We start from the raw sequence: 13,981 nt of genomic DNA on the forward strand, positions 1-13,981 counted from the left end.
CGGCGCGATGATCCAATTTAGGTCCATTTCACGAATATGTAAGAGACCAACCGCATCCACCGCACAAAAAAATGCGGCAGTCGTCTAACTGCCGCATCACATTTGATAATTCCGCGCGCCTTGGGGCGGTGCGGGGCCTACAGATTCTCTTGGTCTTCGGGTAGCGCCCCTTTGAAACCGGTGGCGACCACGAATTTCTCGGAACTGTCGGACCGGCTGGCGGGAGGTTTGATATTGGCGACCTTGGTAAACCGACGTTTGAGGAGCTGTTGCAAGTCGCCCTCCGCGCCGCCGGCCAGCACTTTCGCGACAAACGTGCCGCCATCCTCAAGCACGTCAAAAGCAAAATAGGCCGCCGCTTCGCACAGCGCGATGATCCGGTTGTGGTCAGTCTGTTTGTGACCCGAGCTTGACGCCGCCATGTCGGACATCACGACATCGGCCTTGCCCCCCAGCCAGCCTTTGACGATCTCGTCCGCGTCGTCTTCCATGAAATCAAGCTGGTGCAATTCGCAGCCTGCAATCGGCTCCATCTCTTGCAGGTCGATCCCCAGAATGGTCCCGACGTTCTTGCCCTTTTTCTCGCCCAGAACGTTACAGCGTTTGACCGCGACCTGACACCAGCCACCGGGGGCCGCACCAAGGTCGACCACCCGCGCACCGGGCACCAAAAAGCGGTATTTGTCGTCCAGTTCCATGATCTTGTAAGCCGCCCGCCCGCGATACCCTTCGGCATTGGCGCGTTTGACATAAGGATCGTTCAACTGGCGCTGCAACCAACGGGTCGAGCTTAGCTTGCGTCCGCGGGCCGACTTGACCTTGACCTTGAGGTCACGCTGGCCGCGCCCTGATGTATTCTTGCCAGTGGGGGTCTTCCCGCCCGACGCACCGCCCGTGGGCGTCTTGCCTGTCGGAGTTTTCGCCATCAGCCTAATCCTTCTTCCAAAACGCCATCCGCGCTCATCTGGGCATAGAGCAGCCCCTCGCGCAGACCACGGTCTGCAACACTTAATCTATCCGTCGGCCAGCACCGCATCAACGCCTGCAAGATCGCGGCCCCTGACATGATCAACGCCTGACGGTCCAGCCCGATACGCGGATCGGCACGCCGCCCCCCCGGCCCCATCGCAAGATAGGAATGGATCACCTTGTCGATCTGCGCCGAGGTCATGCGAAGCCCGTCCACCTTGGTCCGGTCGTAGCGCTTTAGCCCCAAATGGCTGGCAGCAACAGTGGTGACCGTGCCCGAGGTGCCGACAATCTGGAAATGGTCCTGCGACTGGATCGACTGATAAGGGGTGAAGTCGGTCAGGTTCTCCTCGAAGAACCAGCTCATCAAGGCAAAGCGTGCGGCGTCGTCTTCCACGTCAGAAAATTGATCGCGCAAGGTCGCCACGCCCAGAGGCACGCTGATCCAGTCGACCACGCGCGCTGCGGGCACGTCTGTTTTCGCCTGATGGAAGCCCCCATGCAGCCGCATGATGGATTGCGCACGATCCGCCTTTGGCACCTTCGAGATGTCGATCCAGACCAATTCGGTCGAACCGCCGCCAATGTCCACCACCAGCAGGTTGTGGGTCTTGCGGTTTACCAGCGGCGCGCAGGAAATCACGGCAAGCTGGGCTTCTTCCTCGGGCTTGATGATATCAAGCTTGAGCCCTGTCTCGCGCTGGATACGCTGCATGAATTCCGCACCGTTGGCGGCACGGCGGCACGCCTCGGTCGCGACAAGCCGCATCCGCCGCACCTTGTTACGGCGCAGCTTTTGCTGGCAGATCCGCAATGCCTGAATGGTACGCGTCATCGATCCGCGCGACAATCGCCCGGTTTTCTCAAGCCCTGCCCCAAGCTGGACGGACTTCGAGAAGCTATCGACGACATGGAAACCGCTGCCTTTTGGCTGTGCGATCAGCATGCGACAACTATTTGTGCCCAGATCAAGGGCCGCATAAAGTTCGGTCGATCTGGGCGGAACTGGCGCGGGGCTCAGAGCCGGCGGTATATCGAGCGCGCCCGCACCTTTGGGACGCTGTGGCGCCATGATTGCGCCTTTCATATTGAGTTGCCCCCAAGGTAATGTTTCTGCGGGCAAGGGGCAAGCGGGAAACCAGAGATCCGGAAGCGTAAGCTTATAGTCGCCCTCACAACCATCTTGAGAATTATGACGCCCCGCCCCCCTCGCCTGTCGCGGTAGCGCACTGTAATGTGACCACGTCGCAGACGCCGTTCTGAATGTCGAAAAACGGCGACGGGGACAGATCAACAGCCGCTAAGAAAAACAAGCACAGCAGAGGAATCAATCATGCCCGAAGTTACCATCGTCTATTGGCGTGATATTCCTGCGCAGGTCATCGTCGGCAAAGGCCGTCGCGGGTCCAAGCGTCCGCTGCCTGAACGCTTCGAACAGGCCATCGACCGTGCCGCGATGAAAATCGGCGCGGATGACAGCGATGCCTATCTGGCCGAATGGCGCAAGGCCGATCCCTATACGGTCGACGGCGAACCCGACGCCGTGGCCGATGCAGAGGTCGCGCGCATCGACGCAGAGTTCGACCGTGACCGCATCAAGACGCTGATTGCCAATGACGGCTGGGCCTGACCGCCTGTTGCCGGTGCAAAAGTTGATCCCTTCATGAAAGAAATGCTCATGTCCCTTTTGAACTTCCGGCGCAAAGAAGCCCCAGTGTCCGATCTGCCTACCCCCGAGGTCGCGGATTTTTTGCGCGACTACTCGATCGAGGTGATGCCCCGCACGGCGGAAAAGGTCGAAGACTTCCGCGATCTGCTGCCCGAGGGGACACGGGTCTATATCGCGCATATCGATGGCACCCCGATCGAAGACATGGTCGCCACCGCGGCGCGGCTCAATGCGGACGGCTATAAGGTCATGCCGCACTTTCCCGCCCGCATCATCAAGGATCGTGCCACGCTGGAAAACTGGATCGCCATGTATCAGGGCGAGGCTGACGTACGCCAAGCCTTGCTGCTGGCCGGTGGCGTCACAACGCCCCACGGCGATTTCAGCGACTCCATGCAGTTGATGGACACCGGATTGTTTGACAAACACGGGTTTGAACGGCTGCACATCGCGGGCCACCCCGAAGGCAACCGCGACATCGACACCGATGGATCACGTCTGCGGGTGGATGATGCGCTGCGCTGGAAGCAGGGTTTCTCCGAACGGACGGACGCGAAGATGGCCATCGCCACACAATTCGCTTTCGAGGCGCAGCCGATCATCGAATGGGCCGATAGCCTGAAACACGCGGGCATCAACCTGCCGATCCACATCGGCATTGCAGGCCCCGCCAAGCTGCAAACCCTGATCAAATTCGCCATCGCCTGCGGGGTCGGCCCTTCGCTGAAGGTGCTGCAAAAGCGCGCGATGGATGTCACCAAACTGCTGTTGCCCTACGAGCCGACAGATGTGATCACCGAACTGGCCGCCCACAAAGCCGCCAACCCAGATTTCAACATTACCCATGTGCATTTCTTCCCGCTGGGTGGGATCAAGACGAATGCCAATTGGGCCATTGAAAATAGCGGACCCGCTGCTCAACCAGCCAACTCCGTCTAAGGAAAGACTGAACACCATGACCAGAACTGTCGTCGAATCCAAAACAAAAACAGCGATCATCGGCTTTGACGAGCCCTTCTGCGTGATCGGGGAGCGGATCAACCCCACCGGCCGCAAGATCCTCGCCGAAGAGCTGGAGCGTGGCGATTTCAGCCGCGTCGAGGCCGACGCCATTGCACAAGCCGCGGCGGGCGCGAATATTCTGGACGTGAACTCGGGTGCCGTTTTCTCGAACAAGATGGCCGAAGACCCCCGCTATGCGGATAATAACTTTGTCGAACCGATGCTGATGCCCGAACTGATCCGCGTCGTGCAAAACGTCGTCGACATCCCGCTGTGCATCGACAGCTCGGTCCCCGGTGCGCTGGAAGCCGGTCTTGAGGCCTGCGAAGGACGCCCGCTGCTGAACTCGGTCACCGGCGAGGAAGAGCGGCTGGAGCTCGTGCTCCCACTGGTCAAGAAATACAACGTGCCGGTGGTTGCGATCTCGAACGACGACACGGGCATTTCCGAAGATCCCGACGTGCGTTTCGACGTTGCCAAGAAGATCGTAGAACGCGCTGCCGACTTCGGTATTCCAGCCCATGATATCGTGGTCGACCCGCTGGTCATGCCCATCGGCGCAATGGCGACCGCGGGGCATCAGGTCTTTACCCTTGTGCGCCGTCTGCGCGAGGAACTGGGCGTGAACACGACCTGTGGTGCCTCCAACATCAGTTTTGGTCTGCCCAACCGTCACGGCATCAACAACGCTTTCCTGCCGATGGCAATGGGCGCTGGCATGACCTCCGCGATCATGAACCCGATCACCCTGCCCGTGAACCAGACCAAGATTGCCGAGAAGAAGGCCGAACTGGTGACGGCGGGCATCATCCTGCCGGACGAGATCGACGACGAAACCTTTGTGACGCTTTTCGGGATGGGATCGACCAAACCCACCCCCGGCAAAGAGATGGAGGCGATCCGCGCCGCCAACTTCCTGTTCGACCGCGACCCTCACGGCACCGAATGGATCAAGTTCAACAAGGTCGCGCCCAAGGCCGGTCAAGAGGGGCGTGGGCGCGCCGGCCGCAAGGGTGGCCGCCGCCGGTAATGGGGATTCTCCCTACCGCCAAGGTCAAAATCCCCGCAAACCACGGTTTTGCGGGGATTTCTTTTGTGTTCAGGCCAGTGTTTAACCCGTCCAGCGCTTGACCCCACATCCCACACACGCATGATCACGGCACAAAGCTATACTATGCCTTGTATTGTCTTTGACACAGAACGACGGCCCCGAACGCACAGGCCTACTGTCTAACTTCTGTCAAAGTTTCAACACATCCGTATGCCTAGATTGCTTTGCAAAGACGCAGGCCGTGGGTGAATTGATGACAACGTGCTTTGAAGGTGTAGCTATGCAGCCCGTGTTCTGGGCTGCCGCAAGCGTGAGCGCTGTCGCCGCGGTCGTTATGGTCTGCATGCTGAAATACCAGCACTTCCACGGCAAGCGGTTCTACGCCCTGACCTTCATCGCCATGATCTGGACCCTGATCACCGTCGGGGCCGAAGCCTCCAACCCCTCCTTTGCCTGCCAGTTCGACATGGCCGTCGTCGCATGGCTGGGAAATGCGCTGGTACCTGTGGCGTGGTGCTTCTTTGTCTTCGCCTATGTGCATCAGGCCGAATGGCTGTCGAAAAAGCGTGTGATGGCCGCGCTGGTGCTGGTGCCCGTGGGCTGCTTTGTCTTTGCTGCAACCAATAGCATGCACCAGCTGGTCTATACCGCCGAGACTGCCATCCTGCCCGGTGACCGGCAGATCACCTATATCCACGGGCCGGGGTTCTTCGCGATCACGGCCGTGCTATATACTTTCGTCGCCGCGACCTTCTATGCGCTGATCAAGGCCTTTGCCCGCGCCCGCCGCTCTGCCTGGCCGCTGCTGACAATGCTGGCGGTGGTCACGATCACCCCGCTATCTGCCAATGCGTCTTACGTTATTTTCGGCTTCACCGTCTTCGGGCTGGACCCGACGGCCTTTATGTTCACCGTCGGTATCCTGGCCTTTACCTTCATGCTGCTGACGAACAAGACGATGGATATGGCGTCGATCGGGCAGTCGATCCTGTTCAATACGACCAGCGAACCGGTGATCCTGATCGACAACAACCGCCGTGTCACGTTGATGAACTCTGCCGCGAAACGCAGCGGCTTGTGCAACCTGTCCAAAGCCGAAGCCGACGCCCTTTTGGCCAAGATCGACACCCGCAGCCCCCGCACGACGGACGCATCCTTGACTATCGAACAGCGCATCTATGACCCCCGTATTCAGGAAATCGAAAGCCCGTTGGACCCGAACGGCGCCATTCTGGGGTGGAGCATCACCCTGGTCGATATCACCGACCGTATCGTCATCACCCGCGCCCTTGAAGACGCGCTGCTGCGCGCCGACGAGGCCAACCGCGCCAAGGATGAATTTATCTCTGTCGTCAGCCACGAGCTGCGCACGCCGCTTACCTCGCTCAAGGGGGGGCTGGCTCTGGCGCTAAGCGGGCGTTTGGGCGAGATCGACGCGCGCATCCGCTCCCCCCTCGAAATTGCGCAGCGCAACGGGATGCGCCTGTCCCGTCTGGTCGATAACATCCTGCTGGCGCAAAAGATCGACGTGGACGCGCTGTCGCTGGACGCGCTGCCGGTCGATTTGGGGGCGCTACTGAAAGAAAGCCTGGAAGAGAACAAGATGTTCGCCGCCGAGCAGAAGATCGACCTCGTGCTGCCGAAAGGTGATCAAACCGCGACCATCACCGGTGACGCCTTTGCCCTCCGCCAGATCATCGACAACCTCGTGTCCAACGCCATCAAATTCTCCGAACAGGGCAGCACCGTTGAAGGCAGCCTGTCCATCCGCAACGGCCATGTGCGCCTGTCGATCAAGGACAGCGGCCGCGGCATCCCCGACGGGATGGAGGGGCAGGTCTTTGGCCGCTTTGAACAGGTCAAGAACGGCGGGCAATATGCAACACAGGGGTCCGGTCTGGGGCTCCATATCTCGCAACAGCTGGCCCGGCAGATGTCGGGAAAATTGTTCTACGACAGCGTTGTCGGCGAAGGCACGACCTTCCACATGGAATTTGCCACCGTCGCCGCACGGCAGCCCGCCGTGATCCTGTCAGCCGCTGGCAACACGGACGACCCCCCTACCCCTGCAACGACAGGCGACACGCCAGAAGCCGTGCAGGCCTGAGGGCGAAGCCGCACATAGACATAGCTCATTCAAGGGAAGATGGCGGACCCTAGAGGATTCGAACCTCTGGCCTCTGCCTTCGGAGGGCAGCGCTCTATCCAGCTGAGCTAAGGGTCCATCTAGGGGCGGTATAGCCAGACTACCCGCCCCCTGCAATTACAAAATCAGCCTTGGGTCACGCAAACAAATCATGCGCCAGTTCAAGCGCCTCGATCAGCGTGTCGATCTCGGCATTGGTGTTGTACATCCCGAAGGACGCGCGGCAGGTGGCGGTCTGGCCCAGGTGCTGCATCAGCGGCCCGCAACAATGTTGACCCGCACGTACCGCCACGCCCTTTTTATCCAGAATGGTAGAGATATCATGCGCATGCGCCGCCCCGTCCAGTGTAAAGCTGAAGATCGCGGCCTTATCCGGCGTGGTGCCCTGCACCTGCACCCAGTTCAGACCCGACAGACGCGACACGGCATAATCGCGCAAGGATGCCTCATGGGCGGCGATATTCTGCATCCCGATGTTCATCATATAATCCAGCGCCACCCCCATGCCGATGGTCTGCACGATGCCGGGGGTGCCCGCCTCGAACTTCATCGGGGCATCGTTATAGGTAATGCCGTCTTTGGTGACCTCGCGGATCATATCGCCGCCGCCCAGAAACGGGCGCATCTCGGCCATGCGATCGGGGTTGATATAGATCGCGCCGGACCCCGAGGGACCATAAAGCTTGTGACCCGTGATCGCGTAGAAATCGCAGCCGATATCCTGCACGTCCACAGGCATGTGCACCGCCGCCTGCGACCCGTCAACCAAGACGGGCACGCCTTTGGTATGGGCCCCTGCGGTGATCGCCTTGACGTCCACCACCGTGCCCAGAACATTCGACACCTGCGTCACGGCAATGAGCTTGGTCTTGGGGGTGATGGCGTCGATCACGGCTTGCGGATCAAGCGCGCCAGAGGCGTCCACATCGACCCATTTGATCACGACGCCCTGACGCTCGCGCAGGAAATGCCACGGCACGATATTGGCGTGATGCTCCATCACCGACAGGATGATCTCGTCCCCTGCCTGCAGGTTCGGCATGGCCCAACCGTAAGCGACCAGATTGATCCCCTCTGTCGTGCCGGAGGTAAAGACGATGTGATCCTCGTTTCCGGCATTCAGGAACCGCGCCACAGTGCCACGCACGGATTCATACTGATCGGTTGCCAGATTAGAAAGATAGTGCAAGCCACGGTGAACATTGGAATATTCATGGCTGTACGAGCGGCTGATCGCATCAATCACGACCTGCGGCTTTTGGGCCGAGGCCCCATTGTCGAGATAGACCAGCGGCTTGCCGTTCACCTCGCGCGACAGGATCGGAAAGTCGCTGCGGATGGTGTTTACGTCATACATCAAGAAGCACTCCTTGGGCGGCAACGCCCACGATAGAGAGAAGCAGGCTGAGCCCCAGAACGATGGCCGCCATAGAAATCAGCAAAACGCCGACAGCCTTGCCCAGTCCGGTAAAGCTAAAGGCGGCGGCGATGAAGTTGACCAATATCCAAAGCCCGATAAGGCCCGTCGCCAAGGACGCCAGCACCGACACCCCCGGAGAGATGAACATCAGCAGGAAAATCGCCACCTGCGCGATAATGCGCAGGACCTGCAAGAACACCACCAGTGCCAGCACATCGCCAAGGTCGCCTTCGCCCCCAAGCGCACGCCCGGCCCAGTAAAGCCCGTGGGTCGTGATCACCAGGACGCCCGAGAGCAGGACAAACATCGCCAGCGGGCTGGTAAAGAACGCAGGCATCGCGGGCGTCGGTTGCAGCACCAGACTGACCGAGAAGATCAACGTATTGATCGCCGCCGCCAGCGCCAGCGCGGTCCACAGCACGTCCCGCCCTAGGCGCCATCCCATGATCTGGTTCGCGGCGGCACGCGGGTCGCGCAGGCTGAGCACAACCAGCTCGGTCAGAACCGATCTTGTATCAGGGGCATTCATGAGCGTGTCCGATATGCGACCAGCAACCCGCTGATCCAAAACCATAAAAACACGCAAAGCCAGATCAGCCCGACGATGCGCAATTCGATCCCTTCGCCGACGAACCCCGCCGTCAGCCCGTGCAACAGCACAAGCGGGCTGGACGCCAGCAAGGCCCAGAACAGCGCCAGACGCGTGCTATAGCCGCTGGGGCGACCGCGCATCACCCTAAGGATGATCTGCGTCCCCGCCGCCAGCATGTAGAAAATCAGCGGCGCGATGAACAGCCATGCCAGCAGGGTCGCCCCCAGCAGCATGTCAAGCTCGGTGCCGTTGACATGGGCTTCGCGGGCCAGACGCGGGGTCTGGGCCACGAAAAAGATGAGACACGCGACCATCAGATAGACCAGGTTGCGATCCTCCCGCGGGCCCTGCCCCAACAACCGCCGCACAACGGCGGCGGGGTTGCGGTAGCTGGCCACGATATCGCGTGTCGCCGCCATCAGGCTGCGTGCCGCTCAAGCCACGCGGCAAGCCGTGCGGTGATCTCTTCGCGCAGGGTCTCGTCCTCGATCTCTTCCACGGCCTCGGCCAGGAAGGACAAGGTCAGCAGATCCGTCGCGACGTTATGCGGCACACCGCGCGAGCGGAGATAGAACAGCGCGTCCTCATCGATCGCCCCCGAAGTGGAGCCGTGCGAACAGGCCACGTCATCGGCGTAGATCTCAAGCTCTGGCTTGGCAAGGAACTGGCTGTCTTCGTCCAGCAGCAACGACTGGCTGATCTGGTAGCCATCGGTCTTTTGCGCGTCGGCCTTGACCAGGATCTTCCCTTGGAACACACCGGTTGCCCCGTTGCGCAGTACCTTCTTGAACACCTGACGGCTTTCGCAGTTCACCGCGTCATGGGTGATGAACACCGTGTCGTCGTGGTGGAAATCCGCACCATCACCGACACAGGCCCCCGCGACATGCGCCGCAGCATCGTCACCCGTCAGCTCGATCACGCAATCGTTGCGCGTCATCACGCCATTGGCGGTCAGCGTAAAGGATTTGAACGCGGACTCAGTCCCCAAACGGGTAAAGATATGCGTCGCGGCGCGTTGTTCGTGATCGCGGCCTTGGGCGCGCACGTGGTGGAAAGATGCGTTATCCGCAACTTCAACCTCAAGCACACCGTTAAAGCGCGCGGCGACGGGGCCGTTCTCCAGCAGCGTGAATTCAGCGCCGGCGTCCAGCTTGACGACGTGGTGCAGCATGACATCCGCTGTCTCGGAGGTCCGGCGATAGACGATATTCACCGGCTTCGAAACTTTGTCCGTCACATGGATCAGCACACCATCTGCAGCAAAGGCCGTGTTCAGCGCCGCCAGGGGCCGTGCCACAGGCGTCTGGCCGTTTTTTTCCAACGTCCCATAAAGATCACGCGCCCAATGCAGATCGGCATCCGCTTGGGCCAGCCGTTCGATGGTGATGCCTTCAAGCGCCAGATCATCCGACGCATCGGCATCGAACACACCGTCGACGAACACCAGCTTCAGCCGGTCGATCTGATCAAACAGGGCCACGTCTTCCGACGCGCGCACCGCGGCAGAGACAGCCTGCGGCTGGGTCAGCGTATCGGGGCGGGTGTATTTCCAGTATTCGTCACGACGCTCGGGCAGACCTGCCTGTTGCAGACGGGACAACGCATCCTTGCGCGCCGCATCGGACCAGCCCCCTTGGGGCAGGTCCAACGTGGCGATCAACGCCTCGGTCGGGGTTTGTTGTGTCGCTGCTTCGGCCATTACGCCACCTCGGACAGGATGTCGGCATACCCGTTGTTCTCGACTTCCAGCGCCAGCTCGGGGCCGCCGGTCTTGATGATACGGCCATCAGCCATGATGTGCACCACATCGGGTTTGATGTGGTCCAGCAGACGCTGGTAGTGGGTGATCACAAGGAAACCACGGCCTTCGGTGCGCAGCGCGTTCACGCCATCAGCAACCAGTTTCATTGCGTCAACATCCAGACCGGAATCCGTTTCGTCGAGGATGCACATTTTCGGCTCGAGCATCGCCATCTGCAAGATCTCGTTACGCTTCTTCTCACCACCCGAGAAGCCCATGTTCACGGGGCGCTTCAGCATGTCGGCGTCGATCTTCAACTCTTTTGCGCGGGCACGCACAACCTTGAGGAATTCCGCAGCAGACATCTCTTCTTCGCCTCGGGCCTTGCGCTGCGCATTCACTGCGGTGCGCAAGAAAGTCATGTTGCCAACGCCGGGGATTTCAACGGGATATTGAAAGGCGAGGAAAAGGCCAGCGGCGGCACGCTCTTCCGGCTCAAGGTCCAGCAGGTCGATGTCACCCAGATGGGCGGAGCCTTCGGTGACCTCGTAGCCGTCTTTGCCCGACAGCACATAGGACAGCGTGGATTTACCGGACCCGTTCGGCCCCATGATCGCGTGAACCTTACCGGCTTCGACTTCCAGATCTACACCCTTCAGGATTTGCTTGTCTTCTTCTTCCAGTTTGACCTTCAGGCCTTTGATGCTCAGCATGATGGGTTCCTTTTCTTGCGCTTTGGCGCTGCAATGACAGTGAATTGAGTGAATGAAAACCCCGTCGCGGGGCCGTCATCGGTGTAAGATTTCATGCCGCCTTCCCCGCCTGTAAGGCTTTGGGAAAACGGTCATAAAGAGCGGTGCGGCAGGCATCTATGCCCGCCTGATAGGAAAGCGGTGACAGCGGGTCGGGCAGAACCGCCGTCGGGATGTCCTCGACGTTGATCGGGGCCCGCAGGGGCCGGCCGACCGAGGCCGCGTAATCCAGATATTTCAAGCGCGACTGCCCGATCGGGGCCAGCCAGCTGTTGGGCACGCCGTAGGCATCGGCCACGATCAACCCGTGCAGGGAAGACGCAAACACATGATCACACGCAGCAATCGCCGCGCAGACATCCTGCGCTTGCCCGCGCGGGTCAATCAGCTGATACCGCGCGTCACTGGCGATCAGAGCCTGCAACACAGGGTCATCCACCAGCGAATGATGCGGCACGATGCCGATCTTGCCATTGGGCGCGCGGTCCTGCGGCCACACGGCGTTGATCAACAGACCGGGATCGCCAAACTCTGACAGCTCCAACCCCAGCAGCGCGGCAGTGATCGGCCCACGGACCAGAGCGATATCGACATGATCGACAAACCCCGTCCCCTGCACCGGATGCAACAGGCCCGCCCCCCAGATCACCGGGCGGTGATCCTGCGGCTCGCTGAAGTTGCGCTTGACCACCTGCAAAAGCGACCCGATGGCCCAGACCTCCGCCTTGCGCACACCGGCATGTTCCACAGGCCGGCCCGCGACATGGGCGAGCACCACAGGGCTGATGGCGTCCCCGAAATTCGGGACCGCCTTCCACCAGTGCAGGCGCAAGGGAGTGGTATCCGCCGATGCCTGCATCAGAGCGCTGCGCCTTTGGTCCCTACGGTGATCATTCGCCATCCCCCTTGCGCAGCACCAATAGGGCCACACGGATCGCAGCGTAGATCATCGCAAAGATCAGCATCTGGAAGAACGTGTTCTCGAAGGCGACGCGCGTCAGCCCGCCCCCGCGAAACAGCGCCATCAGCACCCAGAAAACGAGCGCGGCAATGGTCACGTCCCATGTCAGCTTGCGCATCATCGTGATTACCCCACGGACCCTTCAAGCGAGATCGCAACCAGCGCCTGCGCTTCCATCGCGAACTCCATCGGCAGCGCCTGAAGCACGTCTTTACAAAAGCCGTTCACGACCAGGGCAACCGCCTCTTCCTCGTCCATGCCACGCGAACGGCAGTAGAACAGCTGATCGTCGTCTACCTTTGATGTGGTCGCCTCGTGCTCCACCCGGCTGCTGTTATTCTTGACCTCGATGTAAGGCACCGTGTGGGCCCCGCATTTGTCGCCGATCAACAAGCTGTCGCACTGGGTATAGTTGCGCGATTCCTTGGCTTTGGGGTGCATGGTCACCAAGCCGCGATAGGTGTTCTGCGCCTTGCCCGCCGAAATCCCCTTGGACACGATGCGCGATTTGGTGCGCTTGCCCAGGTGGATCATCTTAGTGCCGGTGTCGGCCTGTTGCATGTTATTGGCGATAGCAATGGAATAGAACTCACCCTGGCTGTCGTCGCCGCGCAGAATGCAGGACGGGTATTTCCACGTCACGGCAGAGCCGGTTTCGACCTGCGTCCACATCACCTTGGCACGGTCGCCACGGCAATCTGCACGCTTGGTCACAAAGTTGTAGATCCCGCCCTTGCCGTCTTCGTCACCGGGGTACCAGTTCTGAACGGTCGAATATTTCACCTCGGCGTCTTCCTCGATGATGATTTCAACCACCGCGGCGTGCAGCTGGCTCTCGTCGCGCTGCGGCGCGGTACAGCCTTCAAGGTAGGACACATAGGACCCCTTGTCGGCGATGATCAGCGTGCGTTCAAACTGACCGGTGTTTTCGGCGTTGATACGGAAATAGGTCGACAGCTCCATCGGACAGCGCACGCCCGGTGGCACGTAAACGAACGACCCATCGGAAAAGACGGCCGAGTTCAGCGTCGCATAGAAGTTGTCATTCACCGGCACGACCGAACCAAGGTATTTCTTGACCAACTCGGGGTGTTCGCGGATCGCCTCGGAGATAGAGCAGAAGATCACACCCGCCTTTTTCAGCTCGTCCTGGAAGGTGGTGCCGACCGAAACAGAGTCAAAAACCGCATCCACAGCCACCTTGCGGGGCTCGTCGCCAATCTTCTCTGCGCCTTCGACGCCTGCCAGAATAGCCTGCTCTTTCAAAGGGATACCCAGCTTCTTGTAGGTCTCCAGCAGCTTGGGATCGACGTCATCCAGGCTCTTTGGCTTTTCCGCCATCGATTTCGGACGCGCATAGTAATACTGCTGCTGAAAGTCGATTTCCGGATAGTCGACCATCGCCCAGTTCGGCTCTTTCTTGGTCAGCCAGCGTTCATAGGCGGCCAGACGCCATTCCAGCATCCATTCGGGTTCTTCGTTCTTCTCCGAGATCAGCTTGACGATATCGGCGTTCAGACCCAACGGGGCATAATCCATCTCGATATCTGTGGACCACCCGTATTTATAGGCACCGCCGACTTCGCGCACGGCATCCACGGTTTCCTGATCAACGCCCTCTTTAACGCCGGTGTTCGGGTCGTCCTTGACCAAAGTGCTATCCATGCTTTTCATC

The 13,981-nt window shown here is 60.0% G+C and carries 14 protein-coding genes and 1 tRNA gene; 4 read left to right on the top strand and 11 right to left on the bottom strand.

Features of this window, described 5'->3' with window-relative positions:
• Positions 1-137: 137 nt before the first annotated feature.
• Together IV89_RS09705 and IV89_RS09710 are read right to left on the bottom strand one after the other, a co-directional pair.
• Entirely contained in the window at positions 138-926 is a 789-nt protein-coding gene (locus tag IV89_RS09705) for an RlmE family RNA methyltransferase (protein WP_005853253.1), read from the bottom strand.
• A complete protein-coding gene (locus IV89_RS09710; protein ID WP_037944157.1) occupies positions 926-2,041 on the bottom strand; it encodes a Ppx/GppA phosphatase family protein in 1,116 nt (371 codons plus the stop codon). Before IV89_RS09710 ends, IV89_RS09705 begins: the two co-directional genes overlap by 1 nt.
• A gap of 261 nt (positions 2,042-2,302) precedes the next feature.
• Here IV89_RS09710 and IV89_RS09715 point away from each other — a divergent pair, with 261 nt between their 5' ends.
• The 4 genes from IV89_RS09715 to IV89_RS09730 all read left to right on the top strand — a co-directional run bounded on the left by IV89_RS09715 (position 2,303) and on the right by IV89_RS09730 (position 6,798).
• Positions 2,303-2,599 carry a virulence factor gene (locus tag IV89_RS09715; protein WP_005853250.1) on the top strand — a complete coding sequence of 99 codons (297 nt, stop codon included), beginning with the start codon at positions 2,303-2,305 and terminating at the stop codon, positions 2,597-2,599.
• Between the two features lie 48 nt (positions 2,600-2,647).
• Complete coding sequence (locus IV89_RS09720; protein WP_037945006.1) at positions 2,648-3,577, top strand: methylenetetrahydrofolate reductase; 930 nt, start codon at positions 2,648-2,650, stop codon at positions 3,575-3,577.
• 16 nt (positions 3,578-3,593) lie between these two features.
• The gene (locus tag IV89_RS09725) at positions 3,594-4,670 is read left to right on the top strand and encodes a methyltetrahydrofolate--corrinoid methyltransferase (protein ID WP_005853246.1); all 1,077 of its coding nucleotides are present in this window, start codon (positions 3,594-3,596) and stop codon (positions 4,668-4,670) included.
• Positions 4,671-4,971: 301 nt separating this feature from the next.
• Entirely contained in the window at positions 4,972-6,798 is a 1,827-nt protein-coding gene (locus tag IV89_RS09730; protein WP_037944156.1) for a histidine kinase N-terminal 7TM domain-containing protein, read from the top strand.
• Positions 6,799-6,838: 40 nt separating this feature from the next.
• Here IV89_RS09730 and IV89_RS09735 read toward each other — a convergent pair.
• The 9 genes from IV89_RS09735 to sufB form a co-directional block, all read right to left on the bottom strand.
• Positions 6,839-6,915: transfer RNA gene (locus IV89_RS09735), tRNA-Arg, on the bottom strand.
• Between the two features lie 58 nt (positions 6,916-6,973).
• Positions 6,974-8,194 (bottom strand): cysteine desulfurase, encoded by a 1,221-nt coding sequence (locus IV89_RS09740; RefSeq protein ID WP_037944155.1) that lies wholly within the window; start codon positions 8,192-8,194, stop codon positions 6,974-6,976.
• Positions 8,187-8,786, bottom strand: coding sequence for a Yip1 family protein (locus IV89_RS09745; protein WP_037944154.1), 600 nt, complete (start codon positions 8,784-8,786; stop codon positions 8,187-8,189). The genes IV89_RS09740 and IV89_RS09745 overlap by 8 nt, the downstream gene beginning before the upstream one ends.
• The gene (locus IV89_RS09750; RefSeq protein WP_037944153.1) at positions 8,783-9,268 is read right to left on the bottom strand and encodes a hypothetical protein; all 486 of its coding nucleotides are present in this window, start codon (positions 9,266-9,268) and stop codon (positions 8,783-8,785) included. Before IV89_RS09750 ends, IV89_RS09745 begins: the two co-directional genes overlap by 4 nt.
• Positions 9,268-10,551, bottom strand: coding sequence for a SufD family Fe-S cluster assembly protein (locus IV89_RS09755; RefSeq protein ID WP_037944151.1), 1,284 nt, complete (start codon positions 10,549-10,551; stop codon positions 9,268-9,270). Before IV89_RS09755 ends, IV89_RS09750 begins: the two co-directional genes overlap by 1 nt.
• Entirely contained in the window at positions 10,551-11,306 is a 756-nt protein-coding gene (gene sufC / locus IV89_RS09760) for a Fe-S cluster assembly ATPase SufC (RefSeq protein WP_005853235.1), read from the bottom strand. Before sufC ends, IV89_RS09755 begins: the two co-directional genes overlap by 1 nt.
• A gap of 91 nt (positions 11,307-11,397) precedes the next feature.
• Positions 11,398-12,204 (bottom strand): polysaccharide pyruvyl transferase family protein, encoded by an 807-nt coding sequence (locus IV89_RS09765; protein ID WP_037944149.1) that lies wholly within the window; start codon positions 12,202-12,204, stop codon positions 11,398-11,400.
• A gap of 31 nt (positions 12,205-12,235) precedes the next feature.
• Positions 12,236-12,427 (bottom strand): hypothetical protein, encoded by a 192-nt coding sequence (locus tag IV89_RS09770; RefSeq protein WP_037944148.1) that lies wholly within the window; start codon positions 12,425-12,427, stop codon positions 12,236-12,238.
• Between the two features lie 5 nt (positions 12,428-12,432).
• Complete coding sequence (gene sufB, locus IV89_RS09775) at positions 12,433-13,971, bottom strand: Fe-S cluster assembly protein SufB (protein ID WP_005853229.1); 1,539 nt, start codon at positions 13,969-13,971, stop codon at positions 12,433-12,435.
• Between the last annotated feature and the right edge of the window lie 10 nt (positions 13,972-13,981).

It is taken from the genome of Sulfitobacter sp. CB2047 (assembly GCF_000735125.2).
In the GTDB taxonomy this organism is placed as follows: domain Bacteria; phylum Pseudomonadota; class Alphaproteobacteria; order Rhodobacterales; family Rhodobacteraceae; genus Sulfitobacter; species Sulfitobacter pontiacus.